This window comes from Halomonas garicola (assembly GCF_055382465.1).
Window position 1 is genome coordinate 2,612,960 of sequence record NZ_AP043931.1, and the last position, 15,340, is coordinate 2,628,299.

The window sequence follows — 15,340 nt, forward strand, 5'->3', positions numbered from 1 at the left end:
TGGGGCTGGCCAAAGCCACCAGCGCCAGCTTTCTTACATGCCGGCCAGGCCAAAATAAATACAGGCCATGACAAACAGCAGCAGGAAGAGCGTTTCCGCCATCATCAGAATAACTGGCTTCCAGCCCACCACGGCCAGCTTCTGGAAAGACGTTTTGATACCCAGCGCAGCAATGGCCGTGACCAAACACCAGCGCGAAAGGTCGGTAATCGCGTCGGTCGCCATCGTGGGTATCCAGCCCATGCTATTGATCAGCACAATGACGACAAATGCCACCAGGAAGCTGGGCAGAAGCGGCATTTTTCTGCCGCCTTCTTCCTGCCGGCTATGGCGGAAAATAAACATGAAGACCATGACCGCCGGCACCAGCATTGCCACGCGCATCAGCTTGACGAAGGTAGAAATGTCGCCGGTTCCTTCGGAAATCATGTAACCCGCCCCCACCACCTGCGCGACGTCATGGATGGTTCCCCCCAGCAGGATGCCGGCATCGCTGTCGCCCAGATTCAGCACAGAGACCAGCAGCGGGTAAACAATCATTGCCATGGTGGACAGAGTAGTCACCCCGGCGACGGTCATGATGGTATTGCGCTCGTGGGTCTCGTGACGCGGCATAACGGCGGATAGCGCCAGCGCCGCAGAGGCCCCGCAAATCGCTACCGAGCCCCCGGTCAGCAGCCCCATATCACGCTCAAGCCCCAGCACGCGAGCCAGCAGCGCGCCGATGGCAATCGTCAGCGTGACGCCGCCAATCACCGTCACCAGCGGACCGAGGCCCAGTTCGGCCACCTGCTCAAGCGTGATGCGCACCCCGAGCAAGGCCACCCCCAGGCGCAGTATCGTGCGTGCCGAAAACTCGATACCCGCCAGGCAGCGCCCTTCTTCCGAAAGAAAATGCAGCGTCATGCCGAATAGCAAGGCATAGAGCAGCGTGGGGCCGCCGTAGTTATCGGCAATAAAAGTCGTAGCCAGTGCAATAGTGACGCAAATAATCACCCCGGGCATAACCTGCTGGCCCCTGGCAAACAGGTTGGGCAACGACAGACGCGATTGCTCGAGACTCGACATGTTTTCATCACTCCTGAAAAATCAGCTTGCGCTGGGAATCACCTTAATAACCCAAAACACGAGGTAGCCATAAGGATAGCTGCGGGAAGTAGGCAATAACGAAAATGGCCGTAATCGAGGCCGCCGCAAAGGGCAGCGCCTTGAGGGAAATTTCCTCTACCGAGCAGCCCCCGATACCCGAGGCAACAAAGAGGTTTTCCCCGAGCGGCGGCGTCTGAAAGCCAATAGCCAACGAACACACCACCACAATGCCGACGTGCACCGGATCCATCCCCAGCATATACATGATCGGCAACAGCACCGGCGTCAGGATCATGATGGCTGCCAGAGTTTCCATGAACATGCCCACAAACAGCAGAAAGCCGATAATCATGGCCCAGATCAGATAGAGGTTATCCGTGACGGCCAGCATGATTTCGGCAATATAAGACGGCACCTGATTCTCAACGAGAAGGCGGCCGAAGACCGTCGCGGTAAACAGGATAAGAAGAACCCGGCCGGTAATCCAGGTGGTGGTCTCCAGGGTTTTCAGCGCCGGCTTTAATTCCAGCTCCTTATGCAGGAAAATCCCCACCACCAGCGTATAAAAGATCGCCACAACGGCGGATTCCGTCGGTGTGAAAAGGCCGCTATAAATACCGCCCAGAATAATAATGGGGGCCAGCATGGACCAAATACCCCTGCGCAGGGTGGTGCGGATATCCGCCATGGACCAGTGCTCGCTCAGTCCGCAGTAGCCACGCTTGCGTGAAATAAAGTAGTTGACCACCAGGATGAAGCCGGCGATGACCATGCCGGGGATGATGCCGGCAATAAACAGCTTGGGAATGGACAGCGTCTGGAAAGTGCCGTGCTCGGCAATGGCCTCGGAGGGCGGCTGCAGGCCCATACCCGAAATACCGAAGATCACCATGGGGATAGAAGGCGGAATCACCACGCCCAGGCCACCCGTTGAGGCGGTCACCGCAGAGGCGTAGCCGCGGTCATAGCCGCGGTTCGACATCGCCGGAATCATAAGCATGCCCACGGCGGCCGTCGTTGCCGGGCCGGATCCGGAAATAGCGCCAAAAAACATGCAGGCAAACACCGTCGCCGCCGCCAAACCGCCGGAGACGGGCCCGGCAAACGCCTCGGCTATGTCTACCAGCCGCTTGGATATGCCGGAAACTTCCATCAGCGCGCCTGCAAGAATAAAGGCCGGCAGCGCCATCAGCGGAAAAGCCCCCACCGAGGTAAAGGCCATTTGCACAAAGGCCAGCGGGTTCTCGCCCAGGGTCAGATACGTGGCTAATGCGGCAACGCCCAGCGAGATAGCAATAGGGGCGCCCAGCACCAGCAGCAGGAAAAATACGCCGAACAGGACATAGACAAGCGTCGTCATTCTTATTCTCCCCCGTTTTCTTTAAGTCGCGGCTCTTCCCGCTCTGTTTTGTCTATGCTGTCGAACTCTTTCTCCTCAGCGACTGGAGCATTCTTTTTTTTAAAAAACTTAAGGTAATTTTTCTGCACCACCCTTATGGTCATCGCGATAAAGGCAATAGGCAGTATGAAATAAAAATATTTCATCGGGACACCCATGGTCTGCGAGGTCCAGAAAAGATTCATCCGATTGAAGACAAAGTCATAGCTCAAGTATATGAAGAAGATATTAAACCCGATCCATATAATATCTGTAAGCAACTCGCAAAACGTTGCCACCCACTGAGGGAACATCTTGAATTGAAAAGTAATACGGTTATGGGCGGAAAGCTTTGTACCATAGGCCGCGCCCAGATAGGCAAACCAGACAAAGGCATACGTTGCCAGCTCGTCGCCCCAGGGTATCGAGTAGCTGAATACGTTCCGCATGACAATTTGCACGAACAGGAGTACCACAAACCCTACCAACAGAAACTGGCAAAGATACCCTTCTATATTATCTATAAGATAAAGCAGCTTCTTTTTCATATCAGCTACCACCTGACAAAACACTCGAGAAAGTAGCACCGGGCTTTTTCATCCGAAAAGCCCGGGCATGTGAGTGGCTAAAATCCTGAATGAAGGCTTACTTCTCGGGGGCCGGTTCGCGCTCCAGGATCTCCAGTACGTTATCCAGCTTGTCCTTACCGCCGATGCTGTCGTAGAAATCCGGCCATATGCTGGTTGCCTGAGAAATCCATTCTTCTTCGTTGTTATCAGGTTCGATAATTTCGATACCTTCCTCTTCCACCAGGCGCGTCTTGATTTCGCCTTCTGTCTCTTGCAGGTAGTCGTAGCTGTGCTGAGTTGCCGCCTCTCCGGCCTCCTGAACAAGCTTCTTGTTTTCTTCACTCAGCGCCTGGTAAGCCCCTTCGCCCATCACCAGCGGCTCAAGGGAGAAGACGTAGCAGCTATCGGTGATGTAGTCCTGAACCTCATAGAACTTCATGGCATCAATGGTGATATAGGGGTTGTCCTGACCATCGACGACACCCTGCTGCAGCGCGGTGAAGGTTTCCGACCAGGCCATCGGGTTAGGGTTGACCCCCCATGCCTGATAAGAGGCCATCATGATTTCGTTCTTCGGTACCCTGATAACCAGCCCATCCAGGTCCTCCGGCGAGGAAACGGGCCGCTCGGAGTTACTCAGGCGGCGGCAGCCGGAATAGGCCCAGCCCAGAATACGAACGCCGGCATCGCGAATGGTGTTTTCGGTCAGCTCATCTCCTACTTCACCCTGGGTCAGGGTCTTGGCATCTTCGGCCCCCTGGATCACGTAGGGCAGCGTCAATACGCCCACCGTAGGCGAAAAGGGGGTGATGTTATTGATCGCGATGATCGATAAATCCAGCATCCCCATACTGGCGTTATTCAGCGTGTCCTGCTCGCTGCCAAGCTGGCCATTGGGAAACAGGTCGACCGTAATCTCGCCGTCAGAGCGCTTTTCGATCTGCTCGGCAAAGTTCTTGCCCAGCTCATACTGGGTGCCACCGGCAGCATCGCCGATCGCCATTTTCCAGGTTTCCGCTGCCGCGCCGGTGCTAAGCGCGAGGCAAGCGGTAGAAATAGCAACAGAAAGTGTCAATTTTGGGGTAGGCATAATGTCCTCCAGTCCTTGTTTTTATTTTGATGGCTGCCGTCGGGCAGCAATAGTCTGCCCAACGGCGGCATCAGAAACATATACATGCTGACCCGTCTTCTTTTACGCACTCCTGGCGCCGTCCCATAGTGCCAGCTGGTCGTCTTGTTTGGTGCCAGCAAGGAGCTGCCACGCCACTAACTCGACTTTAGTCGCATCTTGTCAGTCATTACCGCGTGCCATAATGGCGCGTTATCCTTGTTTCATCTGGCAAGCAAAGGGGTCTAACGCCATGTTGCTTTTTCATCTAGACCCGGCACGGCCAGAAAGCCTGCAAAATCAGCTGCGCGAGCAGGTTGCCAACGCCATTCTCGACGGCCAGATTCCGGTTGATAAGGCGCTACCCTCCAGCCGTAAGCTGGCCGAGCAGCTAAACGTTGCGCGCAATACCGTCGTGCTGGCCTACGAGCAGCTGCTGGATGACGGCTACCTCATCGCCAGAAGCCGCAGCGGCTACTTCGTCAATACGGACGTGCTGGAGGGCCGCGCCGAACGCCCGGTGCGCCTCAACGATATCGATGCCGACCCCATGCCCTGGGAGCGCCTGCTGACGGCACGCCCTTCGCGGCAAAAAGCCATCCGCAAGCCGGTTGACTGGCACCGCTACGCGTATCCCTTTGTCTACGGCCAGATAGACCCGGCGCTGTTCCCTACCCAGCATTGGCGCGAATGCAGCCGCGATTCCGTGAGCGTGCCGGCTATCAACCGCTGGTCGGTGGATCATTTCACTGAGGATGACCCCTTGCTCATTGAACAAGTGCGCACTCGGCTTCTGCCCCGGCGCGGGGTCTGGGCCAAGCCGGAAGAAATACTCATTACGATGGGCACTCAGCAAGCGCTCTGGACCGTGGCTCAGCTATTGCTCAAGCCCGGCCGTCGCCTGGGCATGGAAAACCCGGGCTATGTCGATATGTATAACATCGCCCGGCTTTTGACCGACGACATCCAGCTGCTGCCGGTCGATGCCCAAGGCATGCGCCCGGATGACTCGCTTGGCCAGTGCGACCTTGTCTATGTAACGCCCAGCCACCAGTGCCCTACTGCCGTTACCATGCCGCTTCCGCGGCGCCGACATCTGCTTGACCTGGCGGAAATGAACAACTTTTTGGTCGTCGAAGACGACTACGACAGCGAGACCAACTATCAAAGCAACCCGACCCCGGCGCTCAAAAGCCTGGACCGCCACCAGCGGGTGATTTATCTGGGCAGCCTGTCGAAAACGCTGTCGCCGGGGCTGCGCCTGGGCTACATGGTGGCGCACCCGACGCTGATTCGTGAGGCTCGCGCCATCCGCCGCCTGATGCTGCGCCATCCGCCTACCAACAACCAGCGGACCCTGGCGCTGTTTCTGGAGCGGGGCTATCACGATGTGCTGCTACGCCAGATCCACCGCACGTTTCAGCGCCGCTGGCAGCGCATGAACGAGGCGCTAGCCACGCATTTACCGGACTTTCATACCTCGTCAACCATGGGCGGCACCAGCTTTTGGCTGCGAGCGCCCCAAGAGCTGGACTTCCGCAAATGGCAGGTGCTGGCCAGAAGGCAAAGTATTCTGATCGAATGCGGCGATATTCATTACTTCGATCGTTCGTGCAACGCGCATTTGCGGCTGGGCTTTTCGGCTATCCACGAAGACAAGATAGAGCCAGGTCTAAAGCGCCTGGCTGACTTGCTGCCGGAGGCCATGAACGATCGCCGCTGAGCCGGCTTATTTACGCTCATCCTTGAAGTTGTACCAGTGATACAAAAAGCGCTGCCCGATACGGCGAAACGGCGCAAATGCCTGGGATTCCACCATCTCCCTGACATTGGGGTACGGCAGCTTTGAGGTGAAGATCGGCATGTCCAGCCCTTCGCCGTCACCGGCGATCAGCTGCGCCAGGCGCCGCCCTGCCTGGGCGGAGTACATCACGCCGTTACCGCCGTAACCCAGCGCGTAATAGACCGTTCTTGTCGGGTCCGGCTGGAAAATACGCGGCATCAGGTCATGGCTGACGTCGACCCATCCCCACCAGGAATAGTCGATCCGGGCGCCCTGCAGATGGGGAAATTTGCGATGCATATCGCCAATGAGCATATCTTCATATTTCTTGTTGGGCGCCTCTTTCCCGGTAACGGCGCTACGGCTGCCAATCTGCAGCCGATTGTCCGGCAGCAGACGATAGTAGTGGCGCAGTATCCGGGCGTCGGTAATCACCTGGCGCGTATGCAGATGGCTGGCCTGTATCTCTTCGTCGGTAAGCACCCGCGTCACAATCGAGTTGGACAAGATCGGCATCAAGCGATTTTTCAGCTGCGGATGCAGGCTTTGCGAGGTATACCCCCCCGTCGCCATGCCGACGGCGCCGGCCTTCACGGTTCCACCGGGCGTTTTCAGGTAATGCACGCCGCCGCGGGTTTCCCAGCTTTGCACCGGGCTTGAGGGATGAATCTTGACGCCCAGCGCGCGCGCCTTGCGATGATAGCCAAAGGCCAGCTTGCCGGCATGAATGCCGATGCCTTCGGGCTCGTGCATCGCCCCCACCGTTTCCTGGTCACCCAGCCATTCATTCTTGACGGTATCGGCGTCCAGGATCTGCGCGTCGTAATTGAACGTATCGCGCAGCAGCCGGGCTTCTTTTTCCAATTCCGGCATCTGCCGCTTGCGATGGGCAATATAGAGGTGCCCGCCGGGCTGCGGCTCGCAGTCGATGTCCTTGATCAGCTCCTTGAACGTGGCCATGCCCGCCAGGCACTCATCGTGCAGCCGATGGGCGGCATCCAGACCGTAACGCTCGATCCACTCCGAGCGCGACAGGCGCCCCATGGCGCACTGGGCCTGCCCGCCGTTACGAGTAGAACACCCCCAGCTGGTGCGGTTGGCTTCCAGCACCGTGGCCTTGATGCCATAGTTCTGCGCCAGAAAGATAGCCGCGGTCAGCCCGGTAAAGCCCGACCCCACAATCACCACATCGGCGTCGGTATCCCCCTGTATGGGGCCGTCATCCGCCGGCGGCTCGCCCGCCGTGTCGATCCAGTAGGTGGGCGCATAGTCACGCCCGGTGCCGGGCGTCGGGTTCTTCAGCGGGTCGTACATGGGATCGTAAGGCCGTGACGGCGCGGTGCTTTGCTGCCCTACGGTGTTTTCGGCTTTATCGTGCTGTTCTGCAGTTTGCATAGCGGGTTCCTCGCGATCGGGCGGCCTTGTCCTGGAACGGACAGTTCCAGCGCGGAAAACTCAGGCATTAACCGGAGGACGGTTTTTGCGGAATGCGTTCTTGACGGCAATTTTGCCATCGCGGAAAGTAAAAACGTCGATCATGCGTGCTTCAGTACGCGCGCCGTCTTCAGTGGTTCCCTTGTAGGTAGTTTCGGAAAACCCCTTGTCGCCACTAACGTGGTGCTCGCCATCGACCCAGCAGGCGTCCGGCGCCGTTTTCCACGCGTTTTCCAGGCCCTGGCGCACTTCCTGCTGCCCGACAAAGCTTTTGCCCTGCAGCTCGGGGCCGGCCACGGCGTTGAACACGCAGTCCTCGGTCATCATTTCCATGACCGCATCGATGTCATGGTTGTTGAGGGCTTCACTGAAAGCCTGGAGGAAAGCAACGGTTGGCTGGCTCATCGTAAACTCCATTTGCAAAAAAACGTTGTCGTTGTTGTCACTATCGCGGTTATCACGCGGCTGTCACGCCAGAGGCAAGGCGTTTAAAAGCCAGTCTACTCCTCGATTTTTATACGCATTAGCGCCAGTTACCGGTCTTTATTTGGGCCAGAAGCGCTTTTCCGACCGCCCACCGAATGTCCAAAAAAACGCCCCTGTATCTTAAAACGAAACTTATCATTCCACTTTTTATATATTTCCAAGTAAGCTAGGCTGAACTCAGAATCGACATACGGCTTGAAGGGCCACACGCCACTGCCCTGCACCTGGTGCCCCCAAGGAGACAGACATGACAGATTTAGCCAGCATGAAGCCTGATACCTTGCGCTCGGTGCGCGAACTGTTCGGCATCGACAGCGATCTGCAGGTGCCTGCCTTCAGCCAGCAAAACGACTACGTGCCCGAGGTTGACGAAGCCTACCGCTTCAATCCGGATGTTACCCTGGCTATTCTCGCCGGCTTTACCCGCAACCGCCGCGTCATGGTTCAGGGGCTACACGGCACCGGCAAATCGACCCACATCGAACAAATTGCGGCACGCCTGAACTGGCCGTGCATGCGGGTCAACCTGGACGGCCACATCAGCCGCCTGGACCTGGTAGGCAAGGATGCCATTGTGGTCAGGAACGGCGTTCAGGTGACGGAGTTCCAGGAAGGTATCGTGCCCTGGTCACTGCAGCGCCCCGTGGCGCTTATTTTTGATGAATACGACGCCGGCCGCCCCGATGTCATGTTCGTGATTCAACGCATCCTCGAGCGCGACGGCCATTTTTCGCTGCTGGACCAGAACCGGGTCATCCATCCCCATCCGTACTTCCGCCTGTTCTCCACCGCCAACACCGTAGGGCTTGGCAACATGTCCGGCCTCTATCAGGGCGCCCAGGTGCTGAACCACGCCCAGATCGATCGCTGGAACATCGTCGCCAAGCTGGATTACCTGAGCGCGGAGGAAGAGGCCGCCATTGTCCTGTCGCGCGTACCCAGCAAAGATACCGCCCAGGGCCACGAGCTCGTTGCCGCCATGGTGAGCGTGGCTAATCTGACGCGCAAAGGCTTTGCCGCCGGCGATATCTCGACGCTGATGTCGCCACGCACCGTCATTACCTGGGCGGAGAACTGCGAGATTTTCCGCGACCCGGCACTGGCCTTCCGGCTGTCCTTTTTGAACAAGTGCGACGCTACCGAACGCCAGACGGTCGCTGAATACTACCAGCGCTGCTTTGGCCAGGAGCTGGATGAAGCCCGATTCATGGAGTAACGCGACATGAGCAGCAACGTCCAGCAGCAAGCCCGCCGCCAGCAGCAGGTAGAAGCGCTTTGCGCCGCCGCCATCCGCGCGCTCAGCGGCCGGTCGGATCTGCATTTTCGGGGCAAGCAGCTGTACCAGGGCGAGCACCGACTTCCCATGTACGCCCCCCACCACCGGATCGATACCGCGGTAGCGCCGTTTGCTGACTGCCGCGCCGCGGCGGACGGCATGGCCCTGCGGCTGCTTTACAGCGATGCCGAGCTGCACCGGAAGAGCTGCCCGGAAAAACCCGTAGCCCGGCTGGTGTTCGAACTGCTGGAGCAGCTGCGGGTAGAAACCCAGGTGCCGGCACATTTGCCGGGCATGACCGCCAACCTGGAGCAGCGCTTTAGCCGCTGGTCTTTGGAGTTCCATCGTTCGGGGCAAACCGAAAGTAGCAGCGGCCTTCTCATCTATACGATTGCCCAGATGAGCTGGTCTCGGCTGAACGCGCGTCAGGTGCTCGAAGAAACCGAAGACCTTATCGAGAGCACGCGGTTCTCCCTGGCCTCGTCCATGGGCTTGGCGCTGGCCGGCCTGCGTCACCACCGCCACGACCAGGTAGCCTTCATTCCCCACGCGCAGGCCGTGGCCAAGCTGGTCGATGAGACGCTGGAATCCTGGCAGGAAGGCGAAGACGGCAGTAATCACGAGCGCCAGGATGATGACGACGATGCTCAGCAAAACTTTGCCCTGCTGCTGGACTTTGACCAGGAAGGCGACGACGAGCGCTTTGCCAGCGCCCGCAGCGGCACCAGCAAGGCACTGGGCGAAAGCCGGCAGGGTTATACGGTGTATACCACCGCCTATGACCGCGAAGTTGTCGCATCGGATTTGGTACGCAAGGCGCAGCTTGAAGAGTTTCGCCAGCGGCTGGATACCGGCATTGCCGAACAGGGCATTAACGTACCGCGACTGGCGCGCCAGCTGGCGGCCATTCTGGCCACGCCGCAGTACGATGGCTGGCAATACGGCGAGGAAGAAGGCCGCATCGACGGCCGGCGCTTGGCGCAGCTGGTGAGCTCGCCTACGGAACGGCGCCTGTTCTATCAGGATCGCCAGCGCCCGGTTGCCGACTGCATGGTAACGCTGCTGGTCGACTGCTCCGGCTCCATGCGCCACCAAAGCGAATCCGTCGCCATGCTGGCCGACTGTCTGATCCGCGCGCTGGACATTGCGGGCGGGCGCAGCGAGCTGCTGGGCTTTACCACCAACGCCTGGAACGGCGGCAAGCCTTATCAGGAGTGGATGCGCCAGGGCCGCCCTCCCGCCCCCGGAAGGCTCAATGAAGTCTGCCATCTGGTCTTCAAGGAAGCCGATCGCGGCTGGCGCCGGTCTCGCCGCGACATCGCGGCAATGCTGAAAGGCAACCTGTTTCGTGAAGGCGTGGACGGTGAAGCCGTGGACTGGGCCTGCTCGCGCCTGCTGGCGCGCGAAGAGCAGCGCAAGATCCTTATCGTGATCTCCGACGGTAGCCCTTCGGACACCGCCACCAACCTGACCAACGACGCCTACTACCTGGATAACCATCTGAAAACCGTCCTCGCCCGGCAGGAGCGCCAGGGCGAGATCGATATTCTGGGCTTGGGTGTCGGTCTGGACTTAAGCCCGTTCTACCGCCACAGCCTGGCGACCGACATGTCACAAGCGCTGGATAATCACTTGTTTGACGAAATCGTGCAGCTGATCGCTCAGCGCATACACCGCTCATAGCGGTTGACCAGAGCCGTCACCTGCTAAATGAAAGCGGCTTTTACAGGAGTGGCAAATGGCCAACACCCCTCTGATACACCAGTTCGGCACGGGTACCTCCATCCGCAGCCGTGACTATACCGAGGCCTGCGTCCGGGCCATCCGCGATGCGCTGTGGCACAACTCCCTCAACGTGGCCGAAGCCTTTGACTTCCCCCGCGAGGCGATGGAGATCGACGTGCAGCTTGGCGTTCCCTGCCCGGAAGAAGTGGATTCCCGGGTTCTGCCGGAGGTTTTCCCCTACGGCAAACCCCGTATTACGCTGACCCGGGGCGGGCTCGAGGTTCCCAAACCCGACGGCAGCGGCGCCAGCGTCATTGCCAACGCTGTCCTTACCGTCTCTCTGGCAATGGAGTCCGATAATGGCTGAAAAGCGACTTATCCTGGCCATGGGTAGCGGCCATGCCGACGTTCACGAAGGCTACACCCAAGCCGCCCGCCACGCCGTCAACGATGCCCTGAGCCACTCTTCGCTGGCCCTTTTTCAATCGCTTGAGCTCGATGAACGCCAGACGCGGGTCGAAGTGACGATCGGCGTACCAAAGCCGGACAGCATAGACGAGCAAGCCATTATCGCCGAGCTGACAGCCGGGCAGGTGAGCGTCACGGTGCGCCACGGCGGCCTCGATGTTCAGGGGCCGGACGGCAGCCCCTCCCGCCTTGTTGCTGCCGCGGCAGTGGCCGTATTTCTCGCCGTTTAGCCAGGGCGGCCCGGCCGCTTCAAGACAAGAGGCCGGCCGCCATCAATGACACGCCGATTATCATCAGCATGACAAACACCAGCCGCCGCATCGCCAGTGCCGAGAGCGGCGGTGGCCAGCGCCGGCCAACCCAGGTTGCCGCCACCACGGCCGGAAAGGACCAGCCGACGAGCGCCAGGATATCAAGGCTTAGCTGCCCCTGAACGGCGATAAACAGCGTGCGTATACCCGCCGTGACGGCAAAGAGTAAAATCAAGGTGTGACGAATACGTGCGGGGGGAAGCGGCTGGCGATAATAGTGATAAATCAGCGGCGGCCCGGCTATACCCAAAAGCCCACCGAGAAAGCCGGAGAAGCCGCCAAAAAGGGTGAAGCTGGCAGGACTGGCGATATGCGCCTGGTGAGCCGGCTTCAACAGCAGACCGGCGGCGCCGTAAAGAATGACCCCGCCAAGCACGACCCTGAGTACTGACGAGGCTTCATCGCTTAGGTAGTGCAGCATCGCCACCCCGACCAGAATACTTGGCACAACGCCCAGCATCACCGCCCACACCGAGGGCCAGTAAATATGCTGCAAGCGCCCGGGGAGCGCCACCACGCAGTTGATGAGCAGCATCAAGCTGATCACCGCGGCAACCGTGGCCACCGAGGCGACTTCCAGGCCCCCGGCCAGGCCCATGACGATCATGCCCAGGCCAAAGCCCGTCACCGTTTGCAAATAGCCGCCCAGGCCGGCAATGAGCAGAAACAGCCACGGCACCTCAGCAACGATTGCCATCGACGATTCAGCCTTTAGCGCCGGCGCACTTTTCGCTCGCCTGAGCCTGGACCGACGTCACGGCAATGACGTGGTAAATATCGTCGACGCTACAGCCGCGCGACAGATCGTTGGCCGGCTTGTTCAGCCCCTGCAGCAGCGGGCCGATCGCGTCAGCGCCGCCTATACGCTCCGCCATTTTATAGCCGATGTTGCCAGCGTTCAGATTGGGAAATACCAGGACGTTGGCGCGGCCCTTGACGCGAGAGTCCGGCAGTTTTTTCTCGGCAATGTCGGGCACAATCGCAGCGTCCAGCTGCACGTCTTCATCAATGGCCAACTCCGGGCGCTGCTGCTGTACCGCTTGGGCAGCGTCACGCACGCGATCCACATGTTCGTGCTGGGCGCTGCCGCTGGTGGAAAAGGACAGCATCGCCACTCGGGGCTCTTCATCCAGCAGCGTTTCTGCACTGTCGGCTGCAGCAAGCGCGATCTGAGAGAGCTGCTCGGCGTCAGGATCAACCATCAACCCGCAGTCTGCAAAGATCAGCCCGCCCTTGAGACGGTGAAACGGCTGACACAGCATCATCAGAAAGAAGCTGGATACAAGCGAACTCCCCGGCGCCAGGCCCAGCGTCTGAATGGCGTTGCGCACCACGTCGGCCGTCGTGTTGACCGCGCCGGCAACGGAGCCGTCAGCATGGCCTTCGCGCACCAGCATATGCGCAAAGCACAAGGGGTCACGCACGCTGGACTCGGCCTGCTCGCGGGTCATGCCCTTTTTCTCGCGCAGCGCGTGCAGGGCCTGCGCCAGGCTTTCCGTCAGCGGTGAGGTAGCGGGATCCACTACCTCAAACGTCGAAACGTCAACGCCATGGTCCCGGGCAGCCGCGGCAACGGCCTTTTCAGCGCCTACGAGTATGACCCGGGCAATGCCTGCCTCAGCGGCCTTTGCTGCCGCGCGCAGTACGCGCTCGTCCTCGCCTTCACACAGCACAATGCGTTTGGGGTCGTGCCGAGCATTATCCAGTATTTGATTTAACGCTTTCATGGTACCTGCCTATACCGCTAACAGGGCGGTAGAACGTAAAACCCCCGGCCAGGCCGGGGGTAAAGACATAATAGCGCTCAGGCCTTATACGTAATCCTGGTACTTCTCGAGCAGACGCACCGGCTTTTTCAGCGCGTCACGACGGAAGGGGTCGCCCAGCTCGCGTGTACACATGATCTCGATGACGGTGGTTTTACCTTCGTTCATCTGCATGTCGACGGCTTTCTTCAGGGCCGGACCCACGTCTTCCAGGCGGTCAACGGTAATGCCTTCGGCACCCATGGAGCGTCCCATCTCCGCGAAGCTCTGGTTATCCAGCTCGCCGGCGACAAAGCGATGGTTATAGAACTCCACCTGGTTCTTCTTCTCGGCGCCCCACTGGCGGTTGTGGAATACCACGGCGGTGACCGGAATATCGTGACGTACTGACGTCATAATTTCCGTCATGCTCATGGCCCAGGCGCCGTCGCCGGCATAGGCAATCGCCGGGCGCTCGGGAGCTGCGGCCTTGGCACCGATGATGGTCGGCAGGGCGTACCCGCAGTTGCCAAAGCTCATCGGCGCAAAGAAGCTACGGGGCTTATCAAAGCGCAGGTAGCTGTGGGCCACCGCGTTGATATTGCCGATGTCGGTCGACACCATCTTGTCTTCCGGCATGGCCTTTTCCAGCTCCCGCAGCACTTGCCGCGGGTGCAGGTAAGCACCGCCGGAGAAGGGCTTTTCACCCTTGGCCTCATCAATGGCGTCAAGGCTGTAGGGGTCGTCTTCGTGAGACCACTCGTCCAGCTCTTTTTCCCAGGCCGCCTTCTCGCTGGCAATACGCTCAGCGCGCTCGTCGCGGCTTGAGTCACAGACCAGGTTGCGCTCTTGCAGGCGCTCGGTAAGCGCGTCGGCCGCTTCCCGAGCATCGCCGCAAATGCCTACGGCAATTTTCTTCACCAAACCAAGCATCTTGTGATCGGCATCGACCTGGATGATCTTGGCATTCTTCGGCCAGTAATCCATGCCGTGCTGGGGCAGCGTGCCGAAAGGCCCAAGACGGGTACCCAGAGCAACGACAACGTCAGCGTCGGCGATCAGCTTCATGCCGGCTTTTGACCCCTGGTAGCCAAGAGGACCACACCACTGCGGATGGCTGGCCGGGAAAGAGTCATTATGCTGATAGCTGTTGACGACGGGTGCGCCCAGCCGCTCAGCAAGCGCCTTACAGGCATCGACGCCGTCCGCCATCACCACACCGCCACCGGAAACGATGACCGGGAAACGCGCCTCGGCGAGAAGCTCGGCGGCTTCGTCCAGGCTCTTGGGCCCGCCGGGACCGCGGTCGAGCTCCAGCGGCCGGGGAATCTCGGCTTCAATCTCACCGTAAAAGTAGTCGCGGGGAATATTGAGCTGGGTAGGCCCGATTTCCGTCATGGCCCGCTCAAAGCAGCGGCCCGTGTATTCGGCCATGCGCGCCGGATGCGTCACATGCCCCTGATACTTGACGAACTCCTGAAACATCGGCAGCTGGTTACATTCCTGGAAACCGCCCAGCCCGATACCCATGGTGCCGGTTTCCGGCGTAATGGCCACTACCGGGCTGTGCGCCCAGTATGCCGCGGCAATGCCGGTAACGCTGTTGGACACGCCGGGGCCGTTTTGGCCGATCAACACGCCGTGGCGGCCGGATACCCGGGCATAGCCATCGGCCATGTGCGCCGAGCCCTGCTCGTGCACTACCGGGATCAGGCGGATGCCGGCGGGCGCAAAAATATCCATGGCGTCCATGAAGGCCGAGCCCATGATGCCAAAAATATCGGTAACGCCGTTGGCCACCAGCGTCTCAACGAACGCCTCGGAAGGCGTCATCTTCTGCTTGCCTTCAACAACCTGGCGGTTATCTGTGGGGTTCTGCGTGCTCATGAATCATCTCCGGATCAGTACCGAGGCTTTCGCCTGAAAAATTCATTTTATTGTATGTTTAATTCCGGAAAACGGAATGAC

General features: G+C 59.3%; 14 protein-coding genes. 5 read left to right on the plus strand and 9 right to left on the minus strand.

The annotated features are described in order from the left end of the window. Positions 1-33: 33 nt before the first annotated feature. From ACZ46Y_RS12585 to ACZ46Y_RS12600, 4 genes are all read right to left on the minus strand, one after another. Positions 34-1,068: a YeiH family protein gene (locus ACZ46Y_RS12585; protein WP_311956655.1), complete on the minus strand. Its 1,035-nt coding sequence runs from the start codon at positions 1,066-1,068 to the stop codon at positions 34-36. A gap of 43 nt (positions 1,069-1,111) precedes the next feature. Beyond that, positions 1,112-2,449, minus strand: a complete 1,338-nt coding sequence (locus ACZ46Y_RS12590; RefSeq protein WP_311956657.1) for a TRAP transporter large permease — start codon at positions 2,447-2,449, stop codon at positions 1,112-1,114. Between the two features lie 2 nt (positions 2,450-2,451). Then, the gene (locus ACZ46Y_RS12595; RefSeq protein WP_311956659.1) at positions 2,452-3,015 is read right to left on the minus strand and encodes a TRAP transporter small permease; all 564 of its coding nucleotides are present in this window, start codon (positions 3,013-3,015) and stop codon (positions 2,452-2,454) included. A 97-nt stretch (positions 3,016-3,112) separates the two neighbouring features. After that, positions 3,113-4,126, minus strand: a complete 1,014-nt coding sequence (locus ACZ46Y_RS12600) for a TRAP transporter substrate-binding protein (RefSeq protein WP_311956663.1) — start codon at positions 4,124-4,126, stop codon at positions 3,113-3,115. Between the two features lie 271 nt (positions 4,127-4,397). Between ACZ46Y_RS12600 and pdxR the strand changes: the two genes are divergently transcribed. Further along, positions 4,398-5,867, plus strand: a complete 1,470-nt coding sequence (pdxR, locus tag ACZ46Y_RS12605) for a MocR-like pyridoxine biosynthesis transcription factor PdxR (RefSeq protein WP_311956666.1) — start codon at positions 4,398-4,400, stop codon at positions 5,865-5,867. Positions 5,868-5,873: 6 nt separating this feature from the next. On the opposite strand, the gene ACZ46Y_RS12610 is transcribed toward pdxR, so the two are convergent. Next, the gene (locus ACZ46Y_RS12610; RefSeq protein WP_311956668.1) at positions 5,874-7,322 is read right to left on the minus strand and encodes an NAD(P)/FAD-dependent oxidoreductase; all 1,449 of its coding nucleotides are present in this window, start codon (positions 7,320-7,322) and stop codon (positions 5,874-5,876) included. A 60-nt stretch (positions 7,323-7,382) separates the two neighbouring features. After that, positions 7,383-7,766, minus strand: a complete 384-nt coding sequence (locus ACZ46Y_RS12615) for a nuclear transport factor 2 family protein (RefSeq protein WP_311956671.1) — start codon at positions 7,764-7,766, stop codon at positions 7,383-7,385. 328 nt (positions 7,767-8,094) lie between these two features. On the opposite strand from ACZ46Y_RS12615, the gene ACZ46Y_RS12620 reads away from it, so the two are divergent. From ACZ46Y_RS12620 to ACZ46Y_RS12635, 4 genes are read left to right on the plus strand one after another with little or no spacing between them, the layout of a single operon-like run. Continuing rightward, entirely contained in the window at positions 8,095-9,063 is a 969-nt protein-coding gene (locus ACZ46Y_RS12620; RefSeq protein ID WP_311956672.1) for a MoxR family ATPase, read from the plus strand. Between the two features lie 6 nt (positions 9,064-9,069). Next, entirely contained in the window at positions 9,070-10,806 is a 1,737-nt protein-coding gene (locus ACZ46Y_RS12625; RefSeq protein ID WP_311956674.1) for a cobaltochelatase CobT-related protein, read from the plus strand. Between the two features lie 55 nt (positions 10,807-10,861). Next, complete coding sequence (locus ACZ46Y_RS12630) at positions 10,862-11,215, plus strand: Lin0512 family protein (protein ID WP_311956676.1); 354 nt, start codon at positions 10,862-10,864, stop codon at positions 11,213-11,215. Further along, positions 11,208-11,546, plus strand: a complete 339-nt coding sequence (locus ACZ46Y_RS12635) for a Lin0512 family protein (protein ID WP_311956678.1) — start codon at positions 11,208-11,210, stop codon at positions 11,544-11,546. The genes ACZ46Y_RS12630 and ACZ46Y_RS12635 overlap by 8 nt, the downstream gene beginning before the upstream one ends. A 19-nt stretch (positions 11,547-11,565) precedes the next feature. Here the strand turns inward: ACZ46Y_RS12635 and ACZ46Y_RS12640 are convergent, their stop codons facing one another. From ACZ46Y_RS12640 to xsc, 3 genes are all read right to left on the minus strand, one after another. Continuing rightward, positions 11,566-12,324 (minus strand): TSUP family transporter, encoded by a 759-nt coding sequence (locus ACZ46Y_RS12640; protein WP_311956680.1) that lies wholly within the window; start codon positions 12,322-12,324, stop codon positions 11,566-11,568. A gap of 7 nt (positions 12,325-12,331) precedes the next feature. Then, complete coding sequence (gene pta / locus ACZ46Y_RS12645; protein ID WP_311956682.1) at positions 12,332-13,354, minus strand: phosphate acetyltransferase; 1,023 nt, start codon at positions 13,352-13,354, stop codon at positions 12,332-12,334. Between the two features lie 84 nt (positions 13,355-13,438). Then, a complete protein-coding gene (gene xsc, locus ACZ46Y_RS12650) occupies positions 13,439-15,259 on the minus strand; it encodes a sulfoacetaldehyde acetyltransferase (RefSeq protein ID WP_311956684.1) in 1,821 nt (606 codons plus the stop codon). Between the last annotated feature and the right edge of the window lie 81 nt (positions 15,260-15,340).

Bases quoted from the DNA above. Each gene is read 5' to 3' on its own strand.
- xsc (WP_311956684.1), bottom strand. From the start codon at position 15,259: ATGAGCACGCAGAACCCCACAGATAACCGCCAGGTTGTTGAAGGCAAG.
- ACZ46Y_RS12595 (WP_311956659.1), bottom strand. From the start codon at position 3,015: ATGAAAAAGAAGCTGCTTTATCTTATAGATAATATAGAAGGGTATCTT.
- ACZ46Y_RS12620 (WP_311956672.1), top strand. From the start codon at position 8,095: ATGACAGATTTAGCCAGCATGAAGCCTGATACCTTGCGCTCGGTGCGC.
- ACZ46Y_RS12590 (WP_311956657.1), bottom strand. From the start codon at position 2,449: ATGACGACGCTTGTCTATGTCCTGTTCGGCGTATTTTTCCTGCTGCTG.
- ACZ46Y_RS12585 (WP_311956655.1), bottom strand. From the start codon at position 1,068: ATGTCGAGTCTCGAGCAATCGCGTCTGTCGTTGCCCAACCTGTTTGCC.
- ACZ46Y_RS12630 (WP_311956676.1), top strand. From the start codon at position 10,862: ATGGCCAACACCCCTCTGATACACCAGTTCGGCACGGGTACCTCCATC.
- ACZ46Y_RS12615 (WP_311956671.1), bottom strand. From the start codon at position 7,766: ATGAGCCAGCCAACCGTTGCTTTCCTCCAGGCTTTCAGTGAAGCCCTC.
- ACZ46Y_RS12625 (WP_311956674.1), top strand. From the start codon at position 9,070: ATGAGCAGCAACGTCCAGCAGCAAGCCCGCCGCCAGCAGCAGGTAGAA.
- pta (WP_311956682.1), bottom strand. From the start codon at position 13,354: ATGAAAGCGTTAAATCAAATACTGGATAATGCTCGGCACGACCCCAAA.
- pdxR (WP_311956666.1), top strand. From the start codon at position 4,398: ATGTTGCTTTTTCATCTAGACCCGGCACGGCCAGAAAGCCTGCAAAAT.
- ACZ46Y_RS12640 (WP_311956680.1), bottom strand. From the start codon at position 12,324: ATGGCAATCGTTGCTGAGGTGCCGTGGCTGTTTCTGCTCATTGCCGGC.
- ACZ46Y_RS12610 (WP_311956668.1), bottom strand. From the start codon at position 7,322: ATGCAAACTGCAGAACAGCACGATAAAGCCGAAAACACCGTAGGGCAG.
- ACZ46Y_RS12600 (WP_311956663.1), bottom strand. From the start codon at position 4,126: ATGCCTACCCCAAAATTGACACTTTCTGTTGCTATTTCTACCGCTTGC.
- ACZ46Y_RS12635 (WP_311956678.1), top strand. From the start codon at position 11,208: ATGGCTGAAAAGCGACTTATCCTGGCCATGGGTAGCGGCCATGCCGAC.